The 22,331-nt window shown below is 69.5% G+C and carries 22 protein-coding genes; 8 read left to right on the plus strand and 14 right to left on the minus strand.

What is annotated here, in order from left to right; translation table 11 throughout:
* Positions 1-6: 6 nt before the first annotated feature.
* The gene (locus AC07Q9_RS18130; protein ID WP_159274176.1) at positions 7-483 is read right to left on the minus strand and encodes an Lrp/AsnC family transcriptional regulator; all 477 of its coding nucleotides are present in this window, start codon (positions 481-483) and stop codon (positions 7-9) included.
* Positions 484-603: 120 nt separating this feature from the next.
* Here AC07Q9_RS18130 and AC07Q9_RS18135 point away from each other — a divergent pair, with 120 nt between their 5' ends.
* Complete coding sequence (locus tag AC07Q9_RS18135) at positions 604-1,902, plus strand: aspartate aminotransferase family protein (protein WP_495311119.1); 1,299 nt, start codon at positions 604-606, stop codon at positions 1,900-1,902.
* Here the strand turns inward: AC07Q9_RS18135 and AC07Q9_RS18140 are convergent.
* Positions 1,899-2,951, minus strand: a complete 1,053-nt coding sequence (locus AC07Q9_RS18140) for a sugar phosphate isomerase/epimerase family protein (protein ID WP_390347737.1) — start codon at positions 2,949-2,951, stop codon at positions 1,899-1,901. The genes AC07Q9_RS18135 and AC07Q9_RS18140 overlap by 4 nt on opposite strands.
* Before the next feature lie 105 nt (positions 2,952-3,056).
* On the opposite strand from AC07Q9_RS18140, the gene AC07Q9_RS18145 reads away from it, so the two are divergent.
* The gene (locus tag AC07Q9_RS18145) at positions 3,057-3,944 is read left to right on the plus strand and encodes a gamma-glutamyl-gamma-aminobutyrate hydrolase family protein (RefSeq protein ID WP_492682089.1); all 888 of its coding nucleotides are present in this window, start codon (positions 3,057-3,059) and stop codon (positions 3,942-3,944) included.
* A gap of 18 nt (positions 3,945-3,962) precedes the next feature.
* On the opposite strand, the gene AC07Q9_RS18150 is transcribed toward AC07Q9_RS18145, so the two are convergent.
* The 3 genes from AC07Q9_RS18150 to AC07Q9_RS18160 are packed head-to-tail and all read right to left on the minus strand — an operon-like array spanning position 3,963 to position 8,010.
* Entirely contained in the window at positions 3,963-5,477 is a 1,515-nt protein-coding gene (locus tag AC07Q9_RS18150; RefSeq protein ID WP_495311122.1) for a class I adenylate-forming enzyme family protein, read from the minus strand.
* An 18-nt stretch (positions 5,478-5,495) separates the two neighbouring features.
* Complete coding sequence (locus tag AC07Q9_RS18155; protein WP_495311124.1) at positions 5,496-7,136, minus strand: acyl-CoA dehydrogenase family protein; 1,641 nt, start codon at positions 7,134-7,136, stop codon at positions 5,496-5,498.
* 37 nt (positions 7,137-7,173) lie between these two features.
* On the minus strand, positions 7,174-8,010 hold the full coding sequence (locus AC07Q9_RS18160) for a thioesterase family protein (protein ID WP_495311126.1): 837 nt from the start codon (positions 8,008-8,010) through the stop codon (positions 7,174-7,176).
* Positions 8,011-8,082: 72 nt separating this feature from the next.
* Here AC07Q9_RS18160 and AC07Q9_RS18165 point away from each other — a divergent pair, with 72 nt between their 5' ends.
* Entirely contained in the window at positions 8,083-8,715 is a 633-nt protein-coding gene (locus AC07Q9_RS18165) for a TetR/AcrR family transcriptional regulator (protein WP_495311127.1), read from the plus strand.
* 9 nt (positions 8,716-8,724) lie between these two features.
* Here the strand turns inward: AC07Q9_RS18165 and AC07Q9_RS18170 are convergent, their stop codons facing one another.
* The 3 genes from AC07Q9_RS18170 to AC07Q9_RS18180 all read right to left on the minus strand — a co-directional run bounded on the left by AC07Q9_RS18170 (position 8,725) and on the right by AC07Q9_RS18180 (position 10,856).
* Positions 8,725-8,904 carry a hypothetical protein gene (locus AC07Q9_RS18170; protein WP_062480395.1) on the minus strand — a complete coding sequence of 60 codons (180 nt, stop codon included), beginning with the start codon at positions 8,902-8,904 and terminating at the stop codon, positions 8,725-8,727.
* 95 nt (positions 8,905-8,999) lie between these two features.
* Positions 9,000-9,881 (minus strand): N-formylglutamate amidohydrolase, encoded by an 882-nt coding sequence (locus AC07Q9_RS18175; RefSeq protein WP_495311128.1) that lies wholly within the window; start codon positions 9,879-9,881, stop codon positions 9,000-9,002.
* A 12-nt stretch (positions 9,882-9,893) separates the two neighbouring features.
* Entirely contained in the window at positions 9,894-10,856 is a 963-nt protein-coding gene (locus tag AC07Q9_RS18180; protein ID WP_492682101.1) for a tripartite tricarboxylate transporter substrate binding protein BugE, read from the minus strand.
* 109 nt (positions 10,857-10,965) lie between these two features.
* On the opposite strand from AC07Q9_RS18180, the gene AC07Q9_RS18185 reads away from it, so the two are divergent.
* Positions 10,966-11,901, plus strand: a complete 936-nt coding sequence (locus tag AC07Q9_RS18185) for a LysR substrate-binding domain-containing protein (protein WP_495311419.1) — start codon at positions 10,966-10,968, stop codon at positions 11,899-11,901.
* Positions 11,902-11,908: 7 nt separating this feature from the next.
* Here the strand turns inward: AC07Q9_RS18185 and AC07Q9_RS18190 are convergent, their stop codons facing one another.
* Complete coding sequence (locus AC07Q9_RS18190) at positions 11,909-12,889, minus strand: Bug family tripartite tricarboxylate transporter substrate binding protein (protein WP_495311130.1); 981 nt, start codon at positions 12,887-12,889, stop codon at positions 11,909-11,911.
* Between the two features lie 6 nt (positions 12,890-12,895).
* Positions 12,896-15,865, minus strand: a complete 2,970-nt coding sequence (locus AC07Q9_RS18195) for a DNA topoisomerase III (protein WP_495311131.1) — start codon at positions 15,863-15,865, stop codon at positions 12,896-12,898.
* 84 nt (positions 15,866-15,949) lie between these two features.
* Between AC07Q9_RS18195 and AC07Q9_RS18200 the strand changes: the two genes are divergently transcribed.
* The 3 genes from AC07Q9_RS18200 to AC07Q9_RS18210 are packed head-to-tail and all read left to right on the plus strand — an operon-like array spanning position 15,950 to position 17,705.
* Positions 15,950-16,678, plus strand: coding sequence for an SET domain-containing protein (locus AC07Q9_RS18200; RefSeq protein WP_495311133.1), 729 nt, complete (start codon positions 15,950-15,952; stop codon positions 16,676-16,678).
* Positions 16,679-16,680: 2 nt separating this feature from the next.
* Positions 16,681-17,496, plus strand: a complete 816-nt coding sequence (locus AC07Q9_RS18205) for a biotin--[acetyl-CoA-carboxylase] ligase (protein WP_495311135.1) — start codon at positions 16,681-16,683, stop codon at positions 17,494-17,496.
* Positions 17,497-17,504: 8 nt separating this feature from the next.
* Entirely contained in the window at positions 17,505-17,705 is a 201-nt protein-coding gene (locus AC07Q9_RS18210; RefSeq protein ID WP_062480380.1) for a hypothetical protein, read from the plus strand.
* Positions 17,706-17,710: 5 nt separating this feature from the next.
* Here AC07Q9_RS18210 and AC07Q9_RS18215 read toward each other — a convergent pair whose 3' ends face one another.
* Both AC07Q9_RS18215 and AC07Q9_RS18220 read right to left on the minus strand, forming a co-directional pair.
* Positions 17,711-18,436 (minus strand): HEAT repeat domain-containing protein, encoded by a 726-nt coding sequence (locus AC07Q9_RS18215; RefSeq protein WP_495311137.1) that lies wholly within the window; start codon positions 18,434-18,436, stop codon positions 17,711-17,713.
* Entirely contained in the window at positions 18,433-19,875 is a 1,443-nt protein-coding gene (locus tag AC07Q9_RS18220) for a sensor histidine kinase (protein WP_489060584.1), read from the minus strand. Before AC07Q9_RS18220 ends, AC07Q9_RS18215 begins: the two co-directional genes overlap by 4 nt.
* 143 nt (positions 19,876-20,018) lie before the next feature.
* On the opposite strand from AC07Q9_RS18220, the gene AC07Q9_RS18225 reads away from it, so the two are divergent.
* Entirely contained in the window at positions 20,019-20,978 is a 960-nt protein-coding gene (locus AC07Q9_RS18225; RefSeq protein ID WP_495311139.1) for a hypothetical protein, read from the plus strand.
* 26 nt (positions 20,979-21,004) lie between these two features.
* On the opposite strand, the gene AC07Q9_RS18230 is transcribed toward AC07Q9_RS18225, so the two are convergent.
* Both AC07Q9_RS18230 and AC07Q9_RS18235 read right to left on the minus strand, forming a co-directional pair.
* Entirely contained in the window at positions 21,005-21,679 is a 675-nt protein-coding gene (locus AC07Q9_RS18230; protein WP_056575150.1) for a response regulator transcription factor, read from the minus strand.
* Positions 21,680-21,741: 62 nt separating this feature from the next.
* Positions 21,742-22,227 carry a MarR family winged helix-turn-helix transcriptional regulator gene (locus AC07Q9_RS18235; RefSeq protein ID WP_062482795.1) on the minus strand — a complete coding sequence of 162 codons (486 nt, stop codon included), beginning with the start codon at positions 22,225-22,227 and terminating at the stop codon, positions 21,742-21,744.
* Positions 22,228-22,331: the final 104 nt, after the last annotated feature.

Below are 22,331 nucleotides of genomic sequence, written 5' to 3' on the forward strand. Positions count from 1 at the left end.
GTGGGCTCAGGCGCTGTCCAGCGGCAGCCGGGTCGTGAACTTGGTGGTCGACAGCACGATGTCGCTCGAGTAGTTCTCCAGCTCCAGCGCGTCGCCCAGCTGCTCCTGCGCGAAGGCCTGGTAGTCGGGCAGCGAGCGCGCGCAGATCACCAGCACGAAGTCGGTCTCGCCGGCCACGCAATGGCACTGCAGCACCTGCGGCAGCGCATGCACCTTGCGCTCGAAGGCCCCGATCGCCTCGCGCGTGGTGCTGCGCAGCGACACGCGCGAGATCACCAGCACCGGAAAGCCCACGCGCGCAGCGTCGAGGATCGCCACCTCCTCGCGGATCACGCCCGCGCGCCGCAGCCGCTGCACGCGCTTGAGGCAGGCCGAGGGCGAGAGGTTCACGCGCTCCGCCAGCGTCTGGTTCTGCAGGCCCGCGTCGGCCTGCAGTTCGGCCAGGATGCACTGGTCGATGCGATCGAGGGTGCCGGTTTTCATGGTGCCGCCAGTGTGGCGCAAGGTGCGCGCAATCGGCTTCGTTTTCGGGCCCGCACAACGACACCGGATTTCGCGGCCGATGGCTACGCTGGGGCTCCCCCGACGAACAAGGAGCATCCGATGGCCGAAGGCGCAACCTACGACCCCGTGGTCAGCAAGCACCTCGTGCGCTACGGCATGGGGCTGAGCCCGCATGTCATCGTCAAGGCGCGCGGCGCCACGCTGTGGGATGCGAGCGGGCGCGAGATCCTCGACTTCACCTCGGGCCAGATGTGCGCCACCATCGGCCACAACCACCCGCGCATCGTCGCGGCCATCGAGAAAGCCTGCGAAGGCGCGCTGCACCTGTACAGCGGCTTCGTCGGGCCGGCCGTGCCGGCACTGGCCGGGCGGCTGGCGGCGATGCTGCCGCCGTCGCTGTCGAAATCGCTGTTTTTGTCCACCGGCGGCGAGGCCAACGAGGCCGCCGCGCGCATGGCCCGCGTGGCCACCGGCCGCTACGAGATCGTGGGCCTGAACGGCGGCTGGCACGGCGTGAACGGCGGCATGGCCGCGCTCACCTTCGCTGGCCGGCACCACGTCGACTACGGGCCGCGCAAGCCCGGCACCATGTCGATCCCCGCGCCGAACTGCTACCGCTGCCCCATCCGCCATTGCCGCGACGCCTGCGACACCACCTGCCTCGATGTCGGCTTCGACATGGTCGATGCGCAGTCCAGCGGCTCGCTCGCGGCCTTCATTGCCGAGCCGGTGCTGAGCTCGGGCGGCGTGATCGTGCCGCCCGCCGGCTACTTCCCGAAGCTGCAGTCCAAATGCCGCGAGCGCGGCATGCTGCTCATCCTGGACGAAGCGCAGACCGCCTTCGGCCGCCTGGGCAGCAACTTCGCGTTCGAGCAGGCGGGCGTGGTGCCCGACTTCCTCACCGTCTCGAAGACGCTGGGCGGCGGCCTGGCGATCGGCGCCACGGTCACCAGCGAAGCGATCGAGCAGGACTGCCACGAGAAGGGCTTCGTGCACGTCACCTCGCACGTGTCCGACCCGCTGCCGGCCGAGGTCGGCCTGGCGGTGCTCGACGTGCTCGAGGAAGAAGGGCTCAACCAGCGCGCCGCCGCCATGGGCGAGCGCCTGAGCCGGGGCCTGGCCACGCTGAAGGCGCGGCACGAGGTGATCGGCGACGTGCGCGGCCACGGCCTGCTGCAGGGCGTGGAACTCGTGAAGGACCGCGAGACCCGCGAACCCGACGCCGAGCGCGGCCGGGCCATCACCGACGCCTGCATGGCGCGCGGCCTGAGCATGAACATCGTGGCCGTCGGCGGCATGGCGGCCGTGTGGCGCATCGCGCCGCCGCTGAACGTGAAGCCGGAAGAAATCGATCGCGGCCTGGAAATACTCGACGACGCGATCCGGGCGGTGAGTTAGATCCCGAGCATCCGCCGGTTCGCCGCCACGTCCGCCCCGCCGGCCGCGAAGTCGTCGAAGGCGCGATCGGCCACGCGGATGATGTGGTCGCGGATGAAGGTGGCGCCTTCGCGCGCGCCGTCTTCCGGGTGCTTGATGCAGCACTCCCATTCGAGCACCGCCCAGCCCGGGAAGTCGTACTGCGCCATCTTCGAGAAGATGGCCTTGAAGTCGACCTGCCCGTCGCCCAGCGAGCGGAAGCGCCCCGCGCGGTTGATCCAGCTCTGGAAGCCGCCGTACACGCCCTGCTTGCCGGTCGGGTTGAACTCGGCGTCCTTCACGTGGAAGAGCTTGATGCGCTCGTGGTAGTGGTCGATGTAGGCCAGGTAATCGAGCTGCTGCAGCACGAAGTGGCTCGGGTCGTACAGCAGGCAGGCGCGCGGGTGGTTGTTCACGCGCTCCAGGAACATCTCGTAGCTCACGCCATCGTGCAGGTCTTCGCCGGGGTGGATCTCGTAGCCCACGTCGACGCCCACGGCATCGAAGGCATCGAGGATCGGGCGCCAGCGGCGGGCCAGCTCGTCGAAGGCCTCCTCGATGAGGCCGGCCGGGCGCGGCGGCCACGAATACAGGTACGGCCAGGCCAGCGCGCCGGAGAAGGTCGCGTGCGCCGTGAGCCCGAGGTTCGCCGAGGCCTTGGCCGCATGGTGCAGCTGCTGCACCGCCCACTGCTGGCGCGCGACGGGGTTGCCGCGCACCTCGGGCGCCGCAAAGCCGTCGAAGCCCGCGTCGTAGGCCGGGTGCACCGCGACCAGCTGGCCCTGCAGGTGGGTCGAGAGCTCGGTGATCTCCAGACCGTGGCCCGCGAGCAGGCCCTTGATCTCGTCGCAGTAGGTCTTGCTCTCGGCGGCACGCTTGAGGTCGATGAGGCGTGTGTCCCAGCTGGGGATCTGCACGCCCTTGTAGCCGAGGCCCGCGGCCCATCCGGCGATGGCGTCGAGCGAGTGGAACGGGGCCGTGTCGCCCGCGAACTGGGCCAGGAAAATGCCCGGCCCCTTGATCGTCTTCATGCGTGTCTCCTGATGCGCCGCACAGCATACTTCGGGGGTTCGGCTGACACACGACCGAAGTTCGATGGGCGCACAATGAACTTTGTCCACAGGGAACCCATCGACATGTCTCAGCCTGTCGCCGCCCGGCTCAAGATCGGCTTGTCCGCCTGCTTCTCGCACGCCGACCCGGCCCGCTCGCTTTTCACGAACAAGACGCTGCAGTACGTCGAACAATCGATCGCCCACTGGCTCATGTCGGCCGGCGCGATGGTGGTGATGGTGCCCTGCCCCACGGGCGCGACAGCGCGCGGCGACACCAAGCTCTCGCACTACGCCGAGTGGCTCGACGGCGTGGTGATGCACGGCGGCGCCGACGTCTGGCCCGGCAGCTACGGCGAGGAGCCGCTGAAAGACGCGTGGATCGGCGACCAGATCCGCGACCTGTATGACCTCGCGCTGGTGGAAGCCTTCGAGCAGGCCGGCAAGCCGATCTTCGGCGTGTGCCGCGGCCTGCAGCTGATCAACGTGGCCTTCGGCGGCACGCTCTACCAGGACATCGAGGAACAGCACGGCCACCCCGAGACGGTGCGCCACCGCGACCCGGTGACCTACGACCAGAACTTTCACCAGATCGAGATCGTGCAGGGCACGCGCCTGTCGAAGCTGTACCCCGAGGTGCACACGGCGCGCGTCAACAGCATCCACCACCAGGGCATCAAGGGGCTCGCGCCCGGCTTCGAGGTCGAGGCCTGGAGCCTGCCCGACCGCGTGCCCGAGGCCATCCGCCGCCGGCCCGAGAAGGGGCGCGGCTACATCGCGGCGACCCAGTGGCACCCCGAGTTCCACAAGTACGGCAGCACCGAGACGGTGGACGACACGCCGATCCTGCACGACTTCTTATGGGCCTGCGCCACCGCCCGTGTGGCGCCGCGCACGAGCATGCGCGAGATGCAGGGGCGCATTCGCAACCGGGCGTCGCGGTTGCTGCGGCAGGCGTTGTTGCGGCGCTGAGCGAAGCGCCGCTGCGCGTCAGGCTGCGTCGCGCAGCTGGTGCTTCAGCAGCTTGCCCGTCGCCGTGCGCGGCAGGCTCTCGCGCACTTCGAAGACACGCGGAATCTTGTAGCGCGCCAGCCGGTCCTCGAGAAAGCGCACCAGCTCGCGCGCTTCGAGCGCGCGTCCGCCGCGCGCCACCAGCACCGCCGTCACGGTCTCGCCCCACTCGGGGTGCGGTCGGCCGATGACGGCCACGTCCTGCACGTCGGGGTGGACGCCCAGCGCGTCTTCCACTTCCTTCGAATAGACGTTCTCGCCGCCCGTGATGATCATGTCGCGCAGCCGGTCGACGATGAACAAAAAGCCGTCTTCGTCCACCCGCGCGAGGTCGCCCGTGCGGTACCAGCCTTGCGCGTCGAAGGCCTCGGCGCTCGCCTGCGGGTTGTCGAGGTAGCCCTGCATCGCGGCCGGCGAACGCAGGTGGATCTCGCCGACCTCGCCCGCGCCGCAGCGCCGGCCGTCGGGGTGGCGCACTTCGATGGCCACGCCGGGCACGCCCGCGCGGCCGATCGAGCCGGCCTTGGCGATCGCGTCTTCCGGGTAGAGCACCGTGCCCAGCGGGCCCGACTCGGTCATGCCGTAGACCTGCACGAAGCGGTCGCTGCGGTAGCTGTCGGCCAGCTTGCGCGCCATGTCGGCGCCGAGCGGGCCACCGCCGTAGGCCCACAGCCGCATCGCGCTGAAGTCGTAGCGTTGCACGTCGGGCACCACCGACAGCGGTGCGAGGAAGGCGATGGGCGCGCCGAAGGTGAAGGTGATGCGTTCTTCAGCCAGCGTGTCGAGAAAGGCCTTCGGCGCGTACTCGCGCAGCAGCACCACGGTGCCGCCCATCAGCAGCGTGCCCAGCAGCCAGTTGTTGAGCGGCGACGAATGCCACACCGGCATCGCGACCAGCGTGCGCTCATTGCGCGACAGCGACATGCCCGCCGCCGTGCACACCGCCGCCATGAAGACGTTGCGGTGACTGTGCAGGCAGCCCTTGGGCTTGCCCGTGGTGCCCGAGGTGTAGAGCACCTGGGCCAGCGTGTCGGTGCCGGGCGCCGGCGTGTCGTGGCCGAGTGGCGCGGCCTGTGCCATCAGCTCGTCGAACATCGGCAGGCCATCGGCGGCACTGTCGGTCGCGAGCCAGTCGCAGCGGTGCGCGATGCGCGCGGCGACCTGCGTGGCGAGCATGCCGTCGGCCACGCACAGGCGCACGCCGGCATGGCCCAGCACGTAGTCGATCTCCGGCGCCTGCAGCTTGTGGTTGACCGGCACCACGGCCGCGCCGAGGCGCCAGGCGCCGAACATCGCGGCGACGAAGCCGACCGTGTTGAAGCACAGCAGCGCGACCTTGTCGCCAGGGCCCACGCCCTGGCCGCGCAACACGGTGGCGGCGCGGCGCGAGAGGTCGGCGAACTCGGCGTAGGTCCACGCGCGGCCCGCGGCGCGCAGGCATTCGTGGGTGGGCTGGGTGCGGGCGTGCTGGTCGAGCAGGGAAACGAAATCCATCCGGGGTCGTCTCCGTGCTCAGTGCCAGGCGGCGCGCACCAGCGCCGCGGGGTCGCTGGTGCCGGCGCTGATGCCGGTCACCGGGCCCCAGTCGGGATCGAAGCGGCTCGACACGAAGGCCGCCGCCGCGAGCGGGCTCGCGTGCTGCAGCATCAGGCCGGCCTGCGCCGCGCGCACCAGCCGCTGCGTGAAGCGGCGCGCCTGGCGCTCCAGGTCCTGCGGCGCCAACTGCACCATCTGGCGCAGGGCCTGCACCTCGGCCTGCAGGCGCGTTTCGCCGGCGGTCACTTCCTGCAGGTGGTCGAGCACGAGGTGCGCGTCGTCGGGGTTGCGCGACACGGCGCGCAGCACGTCCAGGCACATCACGTTGCCCGAGCCTTCCCAGATCGAGTTGACGGGCGCCTCGCGGAACAGCCGGCCCATCGGGCCGTCTTCCACGTAGCCGTTGCCGCCGAACACTTCCATCGCCTCGCCCGTGAGCGCCACCGCGCGCTTGCAGTTCCAGAACTTGGCGGCGGGCGTGAGCAGCCGGCGCCAGGCCGTGTCCAGCGGCGCGGGCGAGCCGAAGCGCGAGGCCAGCTCCATCGCCAGCAGCGTGGCGCTCTCGGTTTCCAGCGCCATGTCGGCCAGCAGCTCGGTCATCACCGGCTGATCGACCAACGCCTTGCCGAAGGCGAAGCGGTTGCGCGTGTAGTGCAGCGCCTGCGCGAAGCCCTGGCGCATGAAGCCGGCGCTGGCGAGCGCGCAGTCCAGCCGGGTCACGGTGGCCATCTCGATGATGGTCGGGATGCCGCGGCCCTCGTCGCCCACCAGCACGCCCCAGGCCTCCTTGAACTCGACCTCGCTGCTGGAGTTGGAGCGGTTGCCGACCTTGTCCTTCAGGCGCTGGATGTGGATCGCGTTCTTGCTGCCGTCGGGTCGCCAGCGCGGCACGAAGAAGCACGAGGAGCCGTGCTCGTCGGTCTTGGCCAGCACCAGGTGGCCGTCGCACATCGGCGCCGAGAAGAACCACTTGTGGCCGGTGATGAGGAACTCGCTGCCCCACGGGCCCTGGCCGGCCGGCACGGCGCGCGTGGTGTTGGTGCGCACGTCGCTGCCGCCCTGCTTCTCGGTCATGCCCATGCCGACGGTCATCGAGGTCTTGCCTTCGAGCGGGATGTCGCGTGGGTCGTGCACGTGGGCGGCGAGCTTGTCGCGCAGGTCGGCGTACAGCGCGGCGTTGCGGCGCATCACGGGGATGCAGGCCTTGGTCATGGTGGTCGGGCACGTGGAGCCCGACTCGATCTGGCTGTGCATGTACAGCGAGGCGCCGTAGCCCACCCAGGCCGAGGGCCGCTCGTCGAAGAACGGCAGGTTGGCGATGCCGTTGCGCCGCGCGATCGACATCATGGTGTGCCACGCGGGGTGGAACTGCACGCTGTCGATGCGCGTGCCGGTGCGCGAGTGCGTGTGCAGCTCGGGCTCGTGGCGGTTGGCGTCCTCGGCGGCGCGCAGCGTGGCCTCGGCGCCGTACTCGGCGCCCTGGCGCACCAGCTCGTCGTCGCGCCAGGCGGCGCCGCCGCGCCCCACCGCGCCGCGCAGCGCGGGGTCGCTGGTGTAGACGTTGTAGTCCTTGAGCTCGGGGACCTGGTTGTCGGGGTGGATGCCGGTGGTGGTCATGGCGTTGTCTCCGTGAAGCGGTGAAAGAGGGGCGTGTTCAGGCGGCGGCGGCGCGTTCGCGCACCACCAGCGTCTGGGTCGCGAGGCCGATGAGGCCGCGCGTGTCGTACAGGTGGGACACGGTGAGGCCCGCGCCGCCGGCGTGCATCTCGGTGCTGGCGCGCAGGCCGATCCACTCGCCCTCGGGCACGCGGAACAGGTTCAGGCTGAGGTCGGCGTTCGAGAACAGGAAGTCGGCGGGCGACAGCACCCAGCTCAGCCCGTTGCCGAAGTCGGCCGCCGCCGCCGCGCGCATCGCGGGCGAGGTGGCCACGCCGTGCACCAGCGGCACCGCGAGCCGGAACCACGCGGCGCCTGCGCCGGGCTGCGAGATGTCGCCCTGCGCCAGGCGCGATTCGACGGCGGTCTGGTGGAACGAGAGGCCGTCGGGCAGGCCGGGAATGCGCAGTCGCTCGGTGCAGTCTTCGGGCAGCGGGCGCAGTTCGCGCGGCGCGTCGCCTGCGGGCAGGTTCGACGGCAAGGTCAGCGGCGATGTCTTCAGCAGCAGCGCATGCGCGCGGGCCACCACCGTGTCGCCCGCGAGCAGGTCGATGCCCACGCGCACCGTGGCGCGCGAGGCCTGCGACTGCGTGCGCGTGACCAGCGGCGCCACCGGCACCGGCTTCACCAGCTCGAGCGTGAGCCGCGCCAGCTGCCAGCCGGGGCCGGGCGCCGCGCGTTCGGCGATGTGGGCGAGCAAGGCGGCAGGCGCACCGCCGTGCTGCGCGCGCGGGTCCCAGGGGCCGCGCGAGAGCGCGTCGGGCTGCCACGTGTCGCCCTCGCCGGTGTAGACGGCGGGGGGCGTTGTCTCGGGGGCACGGTCGGGCGAGGTCATTGCAGAATGCCTTTCGATGGGATCAAAAATTCTAGGAACAACCCGCCCCCAAGGTGTTCGGGTTCGGCGGCCATGACCGGCGCCCGTGCACCCGCCGCCGCCCCGAGGAGGAAGCCGCGCCAGTCCCGCGCGCGCCACACCTCGCAGGCCTTGCAGGAAGCCTTTGTTCGGCTTTTGGTCGAGAAGGGCTACGCCGCCATCACGATCCGCGAGATCGTGGCCGTGGCGGGCACGGGTCTGGGCAGCTTCTACGAATACTTCGAGAACAAGGAGGACCTGGCGCGCGTGTGCCTGCACCTGCGCTCCAAGGCGCTGCTGCTGGACATGCGTGCGGTCGTGGCCACGAACGAAGGCCGGCCGTGGCGCGAGATCGTCGACGCGGTGATCGATGCACAGCTCGACGCGCACCGCGCGCAGCCCGTGGCCTGGGGCGCGCACTACCTGCTGGAGCGCCACCTCTCCAGCCCCGAGGCCTACCGCAAGATGTACGACCGCTTCGTGGCCGAATGGGTCGGCGTGCTGGACGCGGCGGGCGACGTGCGGGCCGACGGCCCGCAGAAGAAAGAGGCAGCGCGCGTGTGCCAGACCATCATCTACGGCCTGGTCGCGCACACCCACATCGGCACGGGCGGGCGGCCCGACCTGCAGACGCTGTCACGCCAGCTGCGCGATGCGCTGCGGGGCTACCTGGCGACGGTGGCCTGAGGCTCTGGCTCAGCGCGACGACTTGTTCGTCGTGCCGCTGACGCCGGCGTCGATGGTGCCGAACACCGTCACGCCGCTGCCCGATGAAGACGTGGAGGAGGACGAAGACGGCGACGGCGCGGTGCCGGCGCAGCCCGAGACCAGCAGACCGGTCGCAAGGACGGCGAGGGCGGCAAGGATCGACTTCACGGCAGGACTCCAGAAAACTAAGGACGTCCCACTATAGGCCGGGGCCCCCGGCCACCCTGTAACAAAGACACCAGCCGCCGCAGGGGCGGCGGTGTTCAGCCTGCCACGCGCGGGTCGGTCGCCAGCAGCATCTCGACCATCGAGCGCAGGTCGACCTGCAGCCGCGCCGCGCCGGCTTCGTCGAGCGCCAGCGTGGCCTCGTCCATGTAGAGCTTGCGGTTGATCTCGACCTGGATGCTGTGCCGGTTCGCCGCCGGGTTGCCGTGCCGGCGCACCAGCTCCACGCCCTTGTACGGGTGGTTGTAGTCCACGCTGTAGCCGCATGCGCGCAGGTGCTCGCACAACTTGTGCGACAGCGCCGGGTCGGCCGTGCTGCCGTCGCGGTCGCCGATCACGAAGTCCGCGTGCGCCAGGCCCGGGAAGTCGGTGGCATGGCTGCCCGCAATGGCGGGCATCGAGTGGCAGTTGATGTGGATGCTGTAGCCGTGCCGCGCATGCGCGTCGTCGATGGCCTGCGCCACCGCCGCGTGGTACGGGCGCCAGCACTGGTCGATGCGCTGGCGCACCTCGGCCACCGTGAGCGGCCGGTCGTAGATCGGCAGGCCCTCGTCGGTGAGCTTCCAGATCAGGCCCTTGCCCAGGCGCACCTTGGACAGCACGCGCGGGTCGGTCGACACCGGCTCGGTCCACGGGCCGTCGAGCATGGTGGTGTCGACCTCGGTCATGTCGCGGTTGGCGTCGAGGTAACTGCGCGGAAAGTGCGCCTCGATCCAGGCGGCGCCCCTGTCGCTCGCGAAGGCGTAGAGCTTCTCGACGTGGGTGTCCTCGGCCCGGCGCAGCGTGGCGAGCTCGCACACGGGCCGGAAGTCCTCGGGGTAGACGGTGCCGCTGTGCGGGGAGTCCAGCACCAGCGGGGTGTGCCCGGCGACGCTCGTCACCTGGGCGCGGGTTTGAATCAGTTTCAGGACTGGATGCATAGGCGGTGTCGGTCAGTCCAATCGGATGCGCGCGAAGGCGGCCACCTTCTTCATCTTCTCGATCTCGCTCGCGATCTGCTTCGTGAACTCGGCCGGCGTGGTGCCCGAGGCGTACAGCCCCTGCAGCGCGAGGCGCTCGCGCACCGCGGGGTCCTTCAGCGCCGTGGCCACGGCCTGCTGCATGCGCAGCACCAGCTCGGGCGGCGTGCCGGCGGGCGCGATCATGCCGAACCACGAGGGGTCGTTGCTGGCCGCGTAGCCCAGCTCGCCGTAGGTCGGCACTTCGGGCAGCACGTCGAGGCGGCCGCTCCAGGACACGGCCAGCGCCTTCAGCTTGCCGGCCTTCACGTGCGGCAGCGACGAGGCCACCTGGTCGAAGTACACCGGCACCTGGCCCGCGAGCACGTCGTTGATGGCCGGGCCCGCACCGCGGTAGGGGATGTGCACCATCGAGGTTCCGGTGCTGCTCTTGAACAGCTCGCCCCACATGTGGCCGATGGTGCCGTTGCCCGGCGAGGCGTACGACACCTTGCCCGGGTTGGCCTTCAGGTACTTCACGAGTTCCGCGAAGCTGCCGACCGGCAGCACGGCCGGGTTGATGACGATCACGCCCGGTGCCTTCACCAGCTCGGTCACGGCGGCAAAGCCCTTGATCGGGTCGTAGGGCAGCTTCTGGTACACGGCCGGGTTCACGCCGTGCGTGGACAGCGTGGCCACGCCGAAGCTCAGGCCGTCGGGCGTGGCGCGCGCCAGCTCGGCCATGCCGATCGAGCCGCCCGCGCCGGCGCGGTTGTCGATCACCACGGGCTGCTGGAGGATCTTGGCCAGGGGCTCGGAGAGCACGCGGGCCGTGATGTCGGTGGCGCCGCCGGGCGGGAAGGGCACGACCAGGCGGATCGGCTTGCCTTGGGCAAAGGATATTCCTGGGGCGAAAGAAGCGGCAGCCAGGGTGGAGAGGAAATGACGACGTTGCATGAGGGTTCTTCCAATGGAACGATGAGTGAATGTGCAAAGCTGCAGCTCACCTGAAGCAAAGGATATACCCGATATCATTCCAATCTGGAATGACTTGATGGGCTCCCTCATGCCGCTGCGACGCCTCAACCCGCCCCTGAACCTGCTGCGCGCCTTCTCCACCGTGGTGCGCTTCGGCGGCGTGTCGCGCGCGGCCGAGGCGCTGCACCTCACGCAGGGCGCGGTGAGCAAGCAGGTGCAGGAGCTCGAGCGCTGGATCGGCGCGCCGCTGTTCGAGCGCAGCCGCAAGCGCCTGGCGCTCACGCCGGCCGGCGAGCGCTACGAAAAGGCCGTGCGCGCCCTGCTGGCGCAGCTGGAGGCGGCAACGCTGGAGCTGATCACCAGCGGTGACGGCGGCGGCGCGCTGCACCTGTCGACCCTGCCCACCTTCGGCGCCAAGTGGCTGATTCCGCGCCTGCCCGACTTCCAGCAGCGGCACCCGCAGATCACGCTGCATTTCGTGCCCTTCGTGCACGGCTACGACTTCGAGCGGCCCGAGCTCGACTGCGCCATCCTTTTCGGCGACGGCCACTGGCCCGGCGCGCGTTCGCACTACCTCGCGGGGCAGGACGTGGCGCTGATCGCCCCGCGCGCCGCGCAGGCCGAAGCCCCCATCCGCACGCCGCAGGACGTGGCGCGCTGCACCCTGCTGCGCCATGTGAGCGTGCCGCAGTCGTGGCAGCACTGGAGCGAGGCGCACGGCGTGCGCGGGCTCGACCCGCTGGCCGGCCTGCAGTTCGACCAGTTCCAGACCATGATCCGCGCCGTCATGGCCGGCATGGGCGTGGCGCTGGTGCCGCGCTGCCTGGTGCAGGACGAGATCACGTCGGGGCTGGTGGAAGAGCCGCTGCCCAACGGCGGCTACCGGGGCAGCGAGGGCTACTGGTTCTGCTACCCCGAGGGGCGCGGCCAGCTGGCCACGCTGGATCATTTCCGCCACTGGCTGCTGGCCGAGGTCGACCGCAGCGGGGAAGCGACGGCGCTGCCGCCGGTCGCGCAGAACTGAGCAGGGGTTACTCGGGCTTGGCGCCCGAGGCCTTCACCGCCGCACCCCAGAGCCCGATCTCGCTCGCCACGAAGCGATCGAATTCGGCGCCGGTCGTCGGCGCCGGCTCGGAGCCCCGGTCGCGGATGAAGCGCGCCATCTGCTCGCTCTTCAGGATGTCGGTCACTTCGTGGTTCAGCCGCGCCACGATCTCGGGCGGCGTGCCGCGCGGCGCCATCAGGCCGAGCCAGCCCACGGCTTCGAAGTTCTTCGTGCCGGCCACGCCGGTCTCGCGCACGGCAGGCACCTCGGGCAGTTGCGACGAGCGCGTGGTCGACGTCACCGCCAGCGCCACCGCCTTGCCCGCCTTGATGTGCGGCAGCGCGGCCGTCACCGAGTCGACCATCAGCGGCACCTGGTTGCCCAGGAAGTCCGCCTGTGCCGGCCCGCTGCCCCGGTACGGAATGTGCGTGATGAACACATGCGCCGCCGATTTGTACATTTCGCCCGACAGGTGCTGCGTGCCGCCGATGCCGGCGCTCGCGTAGCTGAGCTTGCCGGGCTCGGCCTTGGCGCGTGCCGTGAGCTCGGCCAGCGTGCGGATGCCGCTCTCGGGCGTGGCCAGGAACACCAGCGGCACCTTCGCGATGAGCGAGATGCCGACCAGGTCCTTGCGCGGGTCGAAGCCCGGCTTGGCGTAGAGCGTCTGGTTCACCGCCATCGCGCTGCCCGCCACCACCAGCGTGTAGCCGTCGGGCGGTGCGCGCACCACGAACTCGGTGCCGATGTTGCTGCCCGCGCCCGCCTTGTTGTCGACGATCACGGGCTGGCCCAGCCGCTTGCCGAGCTGTTCGGCGAGCGCGCGGGCAAAGATGTCGGTGGCCTGCCCCGGCGGGAAAGGCACGACCAGCTTGACGGGCTTGTCAGGCCACGTGGCGGCCTGGGCCAGGCCCGCACCGCCCAGCAGCATCGCTGCACACAGCGCGGTGGCGAGGTGTCTGCGCTGCATGCGTTGTCAGGCCGCGTCGGGCGCCGAGAGGTGCTTGCCCACGATGCCCGCGAGTTCGAACATCGTCACCTGGTCCTTGCCGAACACGGGTTTCAGCTTGGCGTCGGCGTTGATCGCGCGCTTGTTGGTCGCGTCCTGCAGGCCGTTGGCCTTGATGTAGTCCCACAGCTTCTTGATGACCTCGGTGCGCGCCACTGGTTCGGCGCCGATCACCGCGGCCAGCGAGTCGCTGGGCTTGAGGCCCGCGCCCGGCTTGCGCGGCTTGGCCGCCTTCTTCTCGGCCGGTGCCTTCTTGGCAGCAGGCGTCTTCTTCGCCGCGACCTTCTTGGCCGCCGCGGTCTTCGCGGCCGGCTTGCCGAAGGTCTTGCGCGGCGGGAACTTGCTGCCGCCTTCGCGTGGTGCGAACTCGAAGGTCACCTTGCCTTCTTCGGCGTTCCACGTGAGGAAGGCCTTGAAGGCGCGGCGCGTGCGCATCGAGACGAACTTGTCGAGCAGGTCGGTCTTGCCGGTGGCGAGCAGCTTTTCCATCTGGTCGCGCTCCACCGGTTGCTGCAGGATGATCTTGCCGGTCTTGAAGGTGCAGCTGGGGGTCGGCTGCTCGTTCGTCGGCACCGACTTCTCGCAGACGTAGTTGCTGCCGTGATCGAACACCGGCGCGCCGCACACCGGGCAGGGGCCCACGGTGTCCTGCTGGCTGAAGTCGACGATCTCGCCGCTCTCGGCGTTCTTGTCGTCGCCGAAGTCGAACTCGAGCTTCCAGTTCTTCGCTTCTTCCTCGTCGTACTTGAGGATGATCTCGGCCGTGAAGGGCCAGCCCGCCTTGGAGCGGAAGCCGTCGAGCGGGCCGATGTGCTTGTCGCGCACCAACGCCTCGGCCTCGACCACCTCGAAGGTGCGCCCGGCCGGCGACTTGCCGAACGAGAAGCCGCAGGCATCTTCGCCCGTGCCGCTCTTGCCGGTGCAGCCGTAGCGGCGGTAGTTTTCCTTCACCACGCCGCCGCAGTTGGGGCAGGGCGTGGCGAGCGTGGCGTAGTCGCCGGGCACGGTGTCGCGGTCGTACTCCTTGGCCTTCTTGACGATGTGCTCCGTCATCTCGGCGATCTCGCGCATGAAGGCGTCGCGGCTCAGGGCGCCCTTCTCCATCTGCGCGAGCTTGTACTCCCACTCGCCCGTGAGCTCGGCCTTGGAGAGTTCTTCCACGCCCAGGCCGCGCAGCAGCGTCATGAGCTGGAAGGCCTTGGCGGTCGGAATGAGCTCGCGGCCTTCGCGCAGCATGTACTTCTCGGCGATCAGCCCTTCGATGGTGGCCGCGCGCGTGGCTGGCGTGCCCAGGCCCTTCTCCTGCATGGCCTCGCGCAGCTCGTCGTCGTCGATGGTCTTGCCGGCGCCTTCCATGGCGCCCAGCAGCGTGGCTTCCGAATAGCGTGCGGGCGGACGCGTCTTCAGGCCCTTGAGGTCGGCCGACTCGGTGTTCACGATCTCGCCCGGCTTCACCGGCACGAGGCGCTTGCCGTCCTTGTCGTCTTCCTTCTCGTCGTCCTGGGCTTCCTTGCCGTAGATGGCGAGCCAGCCCGGCTTGACCAGCACCTTGCCGTCGGTGCGGAACGGGTACTTCTTGCCGCCCTGCTCCACCGTGCTGATGCGCGTGGTCACCTGGTGCTCGGCGCTCGGGAAGAACACCGACAGGAAGCGGCGCACCACGAAGTCGTACAGCTTCTGCTCGGCCTCGCTCAGGCCGCTCGGGGCCTGCAGCGTCGGGATGATGGCGAAGTGATCCGACACCTTGGCGTTGTCGAAGATGCGCTTGTTGGGCTTGACGTAGTTGCCGTCGACCGCCTGCTGCGCGAACGGCGCCAGGTGCTTCATGCCGCTGTTGGCGAGCATCTCCATGGTCTGCTTGACCACCGGCAGATAGTCTTCCGGCAGCGCGCGCGAATCGGTACGCGGGTAGGTCAGCGCCTTGTGGCGTTCGTACAGGCTCTGCGCCAGCGCGAGCGTGGTCTTGGCGCTGAAGCCGAAGCGGCCGTTGGCCTCGCGCTGCAGCGAGGTCAGGTCGAACAGCGCGGGCGAGGCCTGCGTGGTGGGCTTGCTCTCTTCGGTGACGGTGGCGGGCTTGCCGCGCGAAGCGTCGGCGATGGCGCGGGCTTCCTGCTCGCTCCAGACGCGGTCGGCGCGCTGCTCGGCGTCGGGTTCGCCGTTGGCCAGGAGCGGCGCGTTGGCTTTCTTCCAGTCGGGGTTGAACCACTTGCCGGGGTACTGGCCGGCCTCGGCCGCGAAGCTGCCGTGGATTTCCCAGTACTCGCGCGAGACGAACTTGCGGATCTGCTCCTCGCGCTCCACCACCACCGACAGCGTGGGTGTCTGCACGCGGCCCACGGTCGTGAGGAAGAAGCCGCCGTCGCGCGAATTGAATGCGGTCATGGCGCGCGTGCCGTTGATGCCCACCAGCCAGTCGGCCTCGGAGCGCGAGCGCGCGGCGTCGGCCAGGCCCTGCATCTGCTTTTCGGTGCGCAGCGCGTCGAAGCCGTCGCGGATCGCCTGCGGCGTCATCGACTGCAGCCACAGCCGCTTCACCGGCTTGCCCAGCGGGCTCTTGCCGCCGGCGTACTGCTCGATCAGGCGGAAGATCAGCTCACCCTCGCGGCCCGCGTCGCAGGCGTTGATGAGCTGCGTCACGTCCTTGCGCTTGGCCTGCTTGACCACGGCGTTCAGGCGCGTCTTGGTCTTGTCGACCGGCTTGAGGTCGAAGTGCGGTGGGATCACCGGCAGGTTGGCGAAGCTCCACTTGCCGCGCTTGACGTCGAATTCCTCCGGGGCCTGGATCTCGACCAGGTGGCCCACGGCGCTGGTCACGACGTAGGTGTCGTTCTCGAAATGCTCGTCATGTTTGTCGAACTTGCCGGCCACCGGCGTGAGGGCCCGGACGATGTCCTGGGCCACCGACGGCTTTTCTGCGATTACCAAAGTCTTTGTCATCTGAGGGCTCTCTATACTCTGCGGCTTCCGCGTGCGCACGCGCGCACACGCATGTGTGCATATTCAACCTAACAGACTTCGGCGATGCCTTCCAAATCCCCACTTTCCGCCGGCCGCGACAAGGAAGCCGCCCCCGTGACCGAGCCCGAGGCGCGTTCCGCCGCCACGCGCTCCGGTGGCCGGCGCATCCAGATGCGCCGCTCGGACGTCCATGGCAACGGCGTGTTCGCCCTGCAGGACCTGGCCGAAGGTGAAACGCTGATCGAATACAAGGGCGAGGTCATCAGCTGGAAAGAGGCGCTGCGCCGCCATCCGCACGATCCGACCCAGCCGAACCACACCTTCTACTTCCACATCGACGACGGCCGTGTGATCGACGGCAACGTGAAGGGCAACGACGCGCGCTGGATCAATCACTCGTGCGAGCCGAACTGCGAGGCCGACGAAGTCGATGGGCGCGTTTATATCAAGGCCCTGAGAAACATCGCCGCCGGCGAGGAACTGAACTACGACTACGGCCTGATCATCGACGAGCCGTACACCGAGAAGCTGTTGTCCGAGTTCCCGTGCTGGTGCGGCTCCGAGATGTGCCGCGGCACGCTGCTGACGCCCAAGGACGAGGACGAAGAAAAAGACAAGAAGAAAAAGAAGAAGGCCAAGAAAAAAGCCGAGAAGAAGAAGGCCGAGGCCAAGGAAGCGAAGAAGGCTGAAAAGAAAGCCGAGAAGAAAAAAGCGGACAAGAAGTCCGACAAGAAAAAGGCCGACGGCAAGAAGAAGTCCAAGGGCGACGCCCCGGCCGCCGCCGGAGACTGACGATGGGCACGATGCCGGCCAGCGCCTGGTTCGAAGACCGGATCGCCGCGACGGTCGCGCCGCTGCTGCCCGGCTTCGCGGTCGAGGCCGTGGCCGAAATCGATTCCACCAACACCGAGCTGATGCGCCGCGCGCGCGCCGGCCGCACCGACCCCGTGCTGCTCGTGGCCGAGCGCCAGACGGCCGGGCGCGGTCGCCTCGGCCGCCCGTGGCAGAGCGCGCAGCAGCCCGAGGCGCCCGCCTCCCTCACCTTTTCGCTGGGCCTGCCGCTGGCGCCGGCCGACTGGTCGGGCCTGTCGCTGGCCGTGGGCGTGAGCGTGGCCGAAAGCCTCGACCCGACGGGCGCGCACCAGGTCGGCCTCAAGTGGCCCAACGACATCTGGGTGAACGACCGCAAGCTGGTCGGCATCCTCATCGAAACCGCGATGCCGCAGACGGCCCGGCCCGATGCCGCGCGCTACCTCGTGGTGGGCATCGGCATCAACATCGGCCCGCGTGAGGGCGAGGGCATGCGCACGCCGCCGGCCTGGCTGCGCCAGTGGCAGCCCGACGCGTCCGCGCCCGAGGTGCTGCTGTCGCTGGCCGAGCCGCTGGTGCGCAGCGTGCTCGCCTTCGAGGCGCAGGGCTTCGCGCCTTTCGCCGAACGCTTTGCGGCGCGCGACGTGCTGCGCGGGCGCGAGGTGACGCTCAGCGACGGCACCGCCGGCCTGTGCGAAGGCGTGGCCTGGGGCGGCGAGCTGCAGGTGCGCACCGACGCCGGCCTGCAACTGATCTCGAGCGACGAAGTGAGCGTGCGCCCGCTCGGCATGTCTTTCTGAGCGAGGGCATGAAGCTGCGCCTGGTCCTCATCGCCCTGCTGGCCGCCAACGCGGGCTACTGGCTGTGGACGCGCGGCGACCTGGCCGGCTTCGGGCTTGCGCCCGCGGCGCTCGACGAGCGCGAGCCGCAGCGCATGGCGCGGCAGATCCACCCCGAGTGGTTGCAGATCCGCAAGGAAGCCAAGCCTTCGGGCACGCCCGCGCCCTGACCCAGTCAGGCCGCAGCCGCGCGCGCGAACATGCGCCGCGCCTTGGCCAGCGCGGCCTGCAGTTTTTCTTCGGACGGCGGCTCGTGTGAACTCGAGCTCAGGCCGAATTTCTTGCCCGCGATTTCCTGCACCGCGACCAGGATGCCGCCGAGCACGGCCGGATCGGTCTCGGTGTCGAGCGCCTGCCGCAAGGGCGCGAGCGCCTGGGGCGCGGCGCTGCGGCGGTTGAACACGATCTGCATCAGCGCACTCGCGGCCCATCGGCGATTCGCGGCGACAGCATCGTGCGCGAGCAGCGGCACCACCTTGGCGATGTCGGTCGTGCCGCCGAGCCAGCCGATCACCCACAGCCCCTTGCAGCGCAGCTCGTCGTGCGGCGACGCGAGCGCGGCGCGTGCGAGGGCCGCCGTCTCTTTCAGCCGTCGGCCCTTGCGGTACTTGAAGCCGCCGAGCAGCTGCAGCACCGTGGCCTGCATGGCCGGATCGGGCTCGCGGTCGAACTGCGCGAGCAGGTGGTCTTCGGCTTCGTCGCCGCGCTCGCCGAACTTGCGGCAGAGCCAGTCATAGAGCTCGCTGTCCATGCCGGTGTCGTGCAGCAGCGTGTAGTGGAAGGCGAGCGCTTCGGCTGAATCCTGTTCCAGCAGATCGGCGCCGAAGTCGAACATGTCCGACACGTCGGTGTCGAGGCGGATTTCCAGGAAGCGTTGGCGTAGCGTGTCGAGCGGATTCATTCCGACGGAGCCTCCTCGAAGCGCACGGTGAAGAGCGCGCCCGGCGGGTGCTTGCCGGGGTGCGCGTCTTCGAGCTTGACCCGTGCGCGGTGCTGGTTGGCGATCTCGCGCACGATCGGCAGGCCCAGCCCGGAGCCGTCGGCCTCGTTGCCGAGCACGCGGTAGAAGGGCTCGAACACCAGTTCGCGGTCGGCCTCGGCGATGCCGGGGCCGTTGTCTTCCACCTGCACCAGCTGCACGTGGCCGAAGGGGTCGGCCAGCACGCGGGCGGTGATCACGCCGGGGCGCTCGGGCGTCGAAGGCGTGTAGTTGAGCGCGTTGTCGACCAGGTTGCGCACCAGCTCTTTCAGCAGCGTCGGGTTGCCGTCGACCATCACGCCGGGCGCGCCTGCCTGGACGCCGTCGTAGCCCAGGTCGATGCGCTTTTCGATCGCGCGCGGCACGGCTTCGCGCACCACCTCGATGGTCAGCCGCGCGAGGTCGCAGGGCTGGCAGTGCGTCATGGCGCTGGTGCCCTCGGCGCGCGCCAGCGACAGCAGCTGGTTCACGGTGTGCGTGGCGCGCACGCTGGCGCGGCCGATCTGCTTGAGCGACTGCTTGAGCTCGTCGGCGTTGGCGCCCTCGCGCTGCGCCAGGTCGGCCTGCATGCGCAGGCCCGCGAGCGGCGTCTTCAGCTGGTGGGCGGCATCGGCCAGGAAGCGCTTCTGCGTGAAGATGGAGTCGTTGAGTTTGTCGAGCAGCTCGTTCACCGACGACACCAGCGGCACCACCTCGAGCGGCACCGAGGACTCGTCGAGCGGGCTCAGGTCGCCCGGGCGGCGCTCGCGGATGCGCGCCTCGACCACCGACAGCGGCTTGATGCCGCGCACCAGCGCCAGCCAGATCAGCAGCACCGCCAGCGGCAGGATCGCGAACTGCGGCAGCAGCACGCCCTTGATGATCTCGGTGGCGAGCACCGCCTGCTTCTCGCGCGTCTCGGCCAGCTGCAGCAGCGAGGGCGGCACCTCCTCGCTGCCGCTGGGAATCCACAGCGAGGCCACGCGCACCGGCTGGCCGTGCACGGTGCTGTTGTGCAGCAGGACCACGTTGGTGCCGGGCGGGTCGTCCACGTTGGGCTGCGGCAGGTCGCGCTCGCCGTGCAGCAGCGTGCCGTGGCCGTCGAGCAGCTGGTAGTAGATGTGGCCGGCATCGTCGGCGCGCAGGATCTCGCGCGCCGATTGCGACAGCACGAAGTGCGTCTGCCCTTCTTTCACCGTGACCAGTTCGGCCAGCACCTTCACGTTGTGCTCCAGCGCACGGTCGAAGGGCGCGTTGGCGATGCCCTGCGCCACCAGCCAGGTCACGCCGATGCTCACCGGCACGAGCAGCAGCAGCGGCGTGAGCATCCAGTCGAGGATCTCGCCGAACAGGGAGCGCTGGGCGCGCTGGAAGAGCTTCAAGGGAGTTCCTGGCAAGGCGAAAGAACGCGGGCGAGCGTGAACTAGTACTGCGATTCGCAGGTGTGACGTTTCATTGACAAGGTGTGACTGGTTGTAGCCTTGACGTGCAGTTTCTGCAATTCAAAAACATCAGGGAAGAAATCATGAAGCAAAAGACAGTGGGCGGCTGCCCCAAGCCGCTCTGGATGGCCGCGACCGTGTTGGCCGCCAGCGTGGGTGTCACCGCATGCGGCGGTGGAGGTGGCGGAGGCGGCGGTGGCATGCCGATGCTGCCGATCGCACCGGTTCCGGCGCCCGCCCCCGCGCCCTCCCCGGCCCCCGCGCCCGCACCCGCACCCGCCGAGAACCGCGCCGCCGTGCCGGGCTCCGAGCCGCTGCCCTCGCTGAGTGCGCCGCAGCCCGGTTCCACCGCCGCGGTGGGCAACGACAGCGAAGGCATCTACGCCGCGGGCGTGCGCGGGCTCGCCTTCGTCGGCGCCAACGGCTCCATCGCGCGCAGCTTCACCGTCGGCACGCTGTGGGGTACGCTGAAGGTCACGGGGCTCGACTGGTCGTTCAACGCGGACACCGAGTTCTATTTCACTACTGTCTCGCAGGTCACCGGCTCGGGCACCTTCGCGCCGAAGAAGACGATGAACGGCACCTATGCCTACGGCACCCGCGCCCCGGCCGATTTCGGTCCCCTGACCTACACCGTCGAGAACGCGCTGGCGGTGTCGCAGGCGAGCGTGGCCGGCACGTGGTCCAACAACGACAGCAGCCTCGGCGTGACGGTCCAGGTCGACGACAAGGGCGTGTTCACCGGCAGCACGAGCGGCGCCGAGATTGGCCAGTGCACGCTCTCGGGCACCGTCGCCCTGGCGCAGCCCGGCTCGGCCAAGAACATGTACGAGCTCAAGCTGAAGGCGGTGAATGCCGCGACGGCCAGCAAGGACGATTGCGAGCTCACCCTGGCCGCCGCCGGCTCTTACGTCGGGCCGGCCGCCATCGGACTGGTGCCGGCGGGCGTGTACGAGAGCAACGGCTACTTCCGCAGCCTCATGTTCCTGATCCGCTCGAACACCGGCGCCACGCTGCTGGTCGGCCTGCGCAAGCAGCCCTGAGGGCGTTCTGCGCGGGCGGGGCAGGCTCAACCGGGAATCTTCTCGAGGCAGTAGCCCAGCCCGCGCACCGTCGCGATGCGCACCGGTCCTTTTTCGATCTTCTTGCGCAGGCGGTGGATGTAGACCTCGATGGCGTTGATGCTCACCTCTTCGCCCCATTCGCACAGCCGGTCCACCAGCTGGTCCTTGCTGACCAGCCGGCCGGCGCGCTGCAACAGCACTTCGAGCAGGCCCAGTTCGCGCGCCGACAGCTCGATCATCTTGCCGTCGATGGTCGCCACGCGGCCGGCCTGGTCGTAGACCAGCGGGCCGTGGCGGATCGCGTTGCTGGTGGCGCCCATGCCGCGCCGCGTGAGGGCGCGCACGCGCGCCTCGAGCTCCTGCAGGCTGAAGGGCTTGGCCATGTAGTCGTCGGCGCCGTGGTCCAGGCCCTTGACGCGCTCTTCCACGCTGTCGGCCGCCGTGAGCACCAGCACCGGCAGCTGCGAGCCGCGTGCGCGCAGGCGTTTGAGGATCTCGATGCCGTGCAGGCTGGGCAGCCCGAGGTCGAGGATCAGCAGGTCGAACTCGCTGTGGGTCATGAGCGCGGTGTCGGCCTGCGAGCCGTTGGCCACGTGATCGACCGCCGCGCCCGAGGTGCGCAGGCTGCGCAGCAGGGCATCGGCCAGCACCTGGTCGTCTTCGGCAATCAGTATTCGCATGAGCCACCTCCGGCGGATTCAGGCGCCATGCCGGCGCTGTTCACATTTGTCTCAACGCGAGTCTAGCCCGCTGTATAGGCTTCGAGTCCGATGGTTACCACGGTGGCGATCTCGTCGCCCACGCTGGCGCGGAACTCGCGCTCGGTCTGGGTCACGGCGCGGCGGAAGGCGTCCAGCCAGGCCAGCCCGTCGGCCGTGAACAGCACGCGCCGCGCGCGCGCATCGAGCGGGTCGGGCCCGCGCGTGACCAGCCCCCAGGCCTCGCACTGGTCGACCAGCGTGCCCATGGCCTGCTTGGTCATGCCGGCGCGCTCGGCCAGCTCGGTCAGGCGCGAGCCCTCGCGCGCCAGGTGCCGCGTGATGTGGATGTGCGCCGCGCTCACCTGCGCGCGCGCCGCCAGGTTCGACAGCGCCAGCGGCACGTCGATGTCGTGCGCCATGAGCGCCAGCACGCGCTCGTCGAAGCGGCGCATCGCATGGCCCAGCAGGCGGCCCAGGTGGGTCTGGCGCCAGGCGTCGGGATCGGTGGGAAAGGCGGGGTCGGCCATGGCCTCAAATGGTAAGGCAAACTGACTTTAAAGTGGGTTTGCGAAACGCCATGAGCCCCTACACTACTGTTCAAGCATCCAGCCTGTGGTTAAAAGCAGATGGA

Source organism: Variovorax sp. GW821-FHT09A10, from assembly GCF_059418385.1.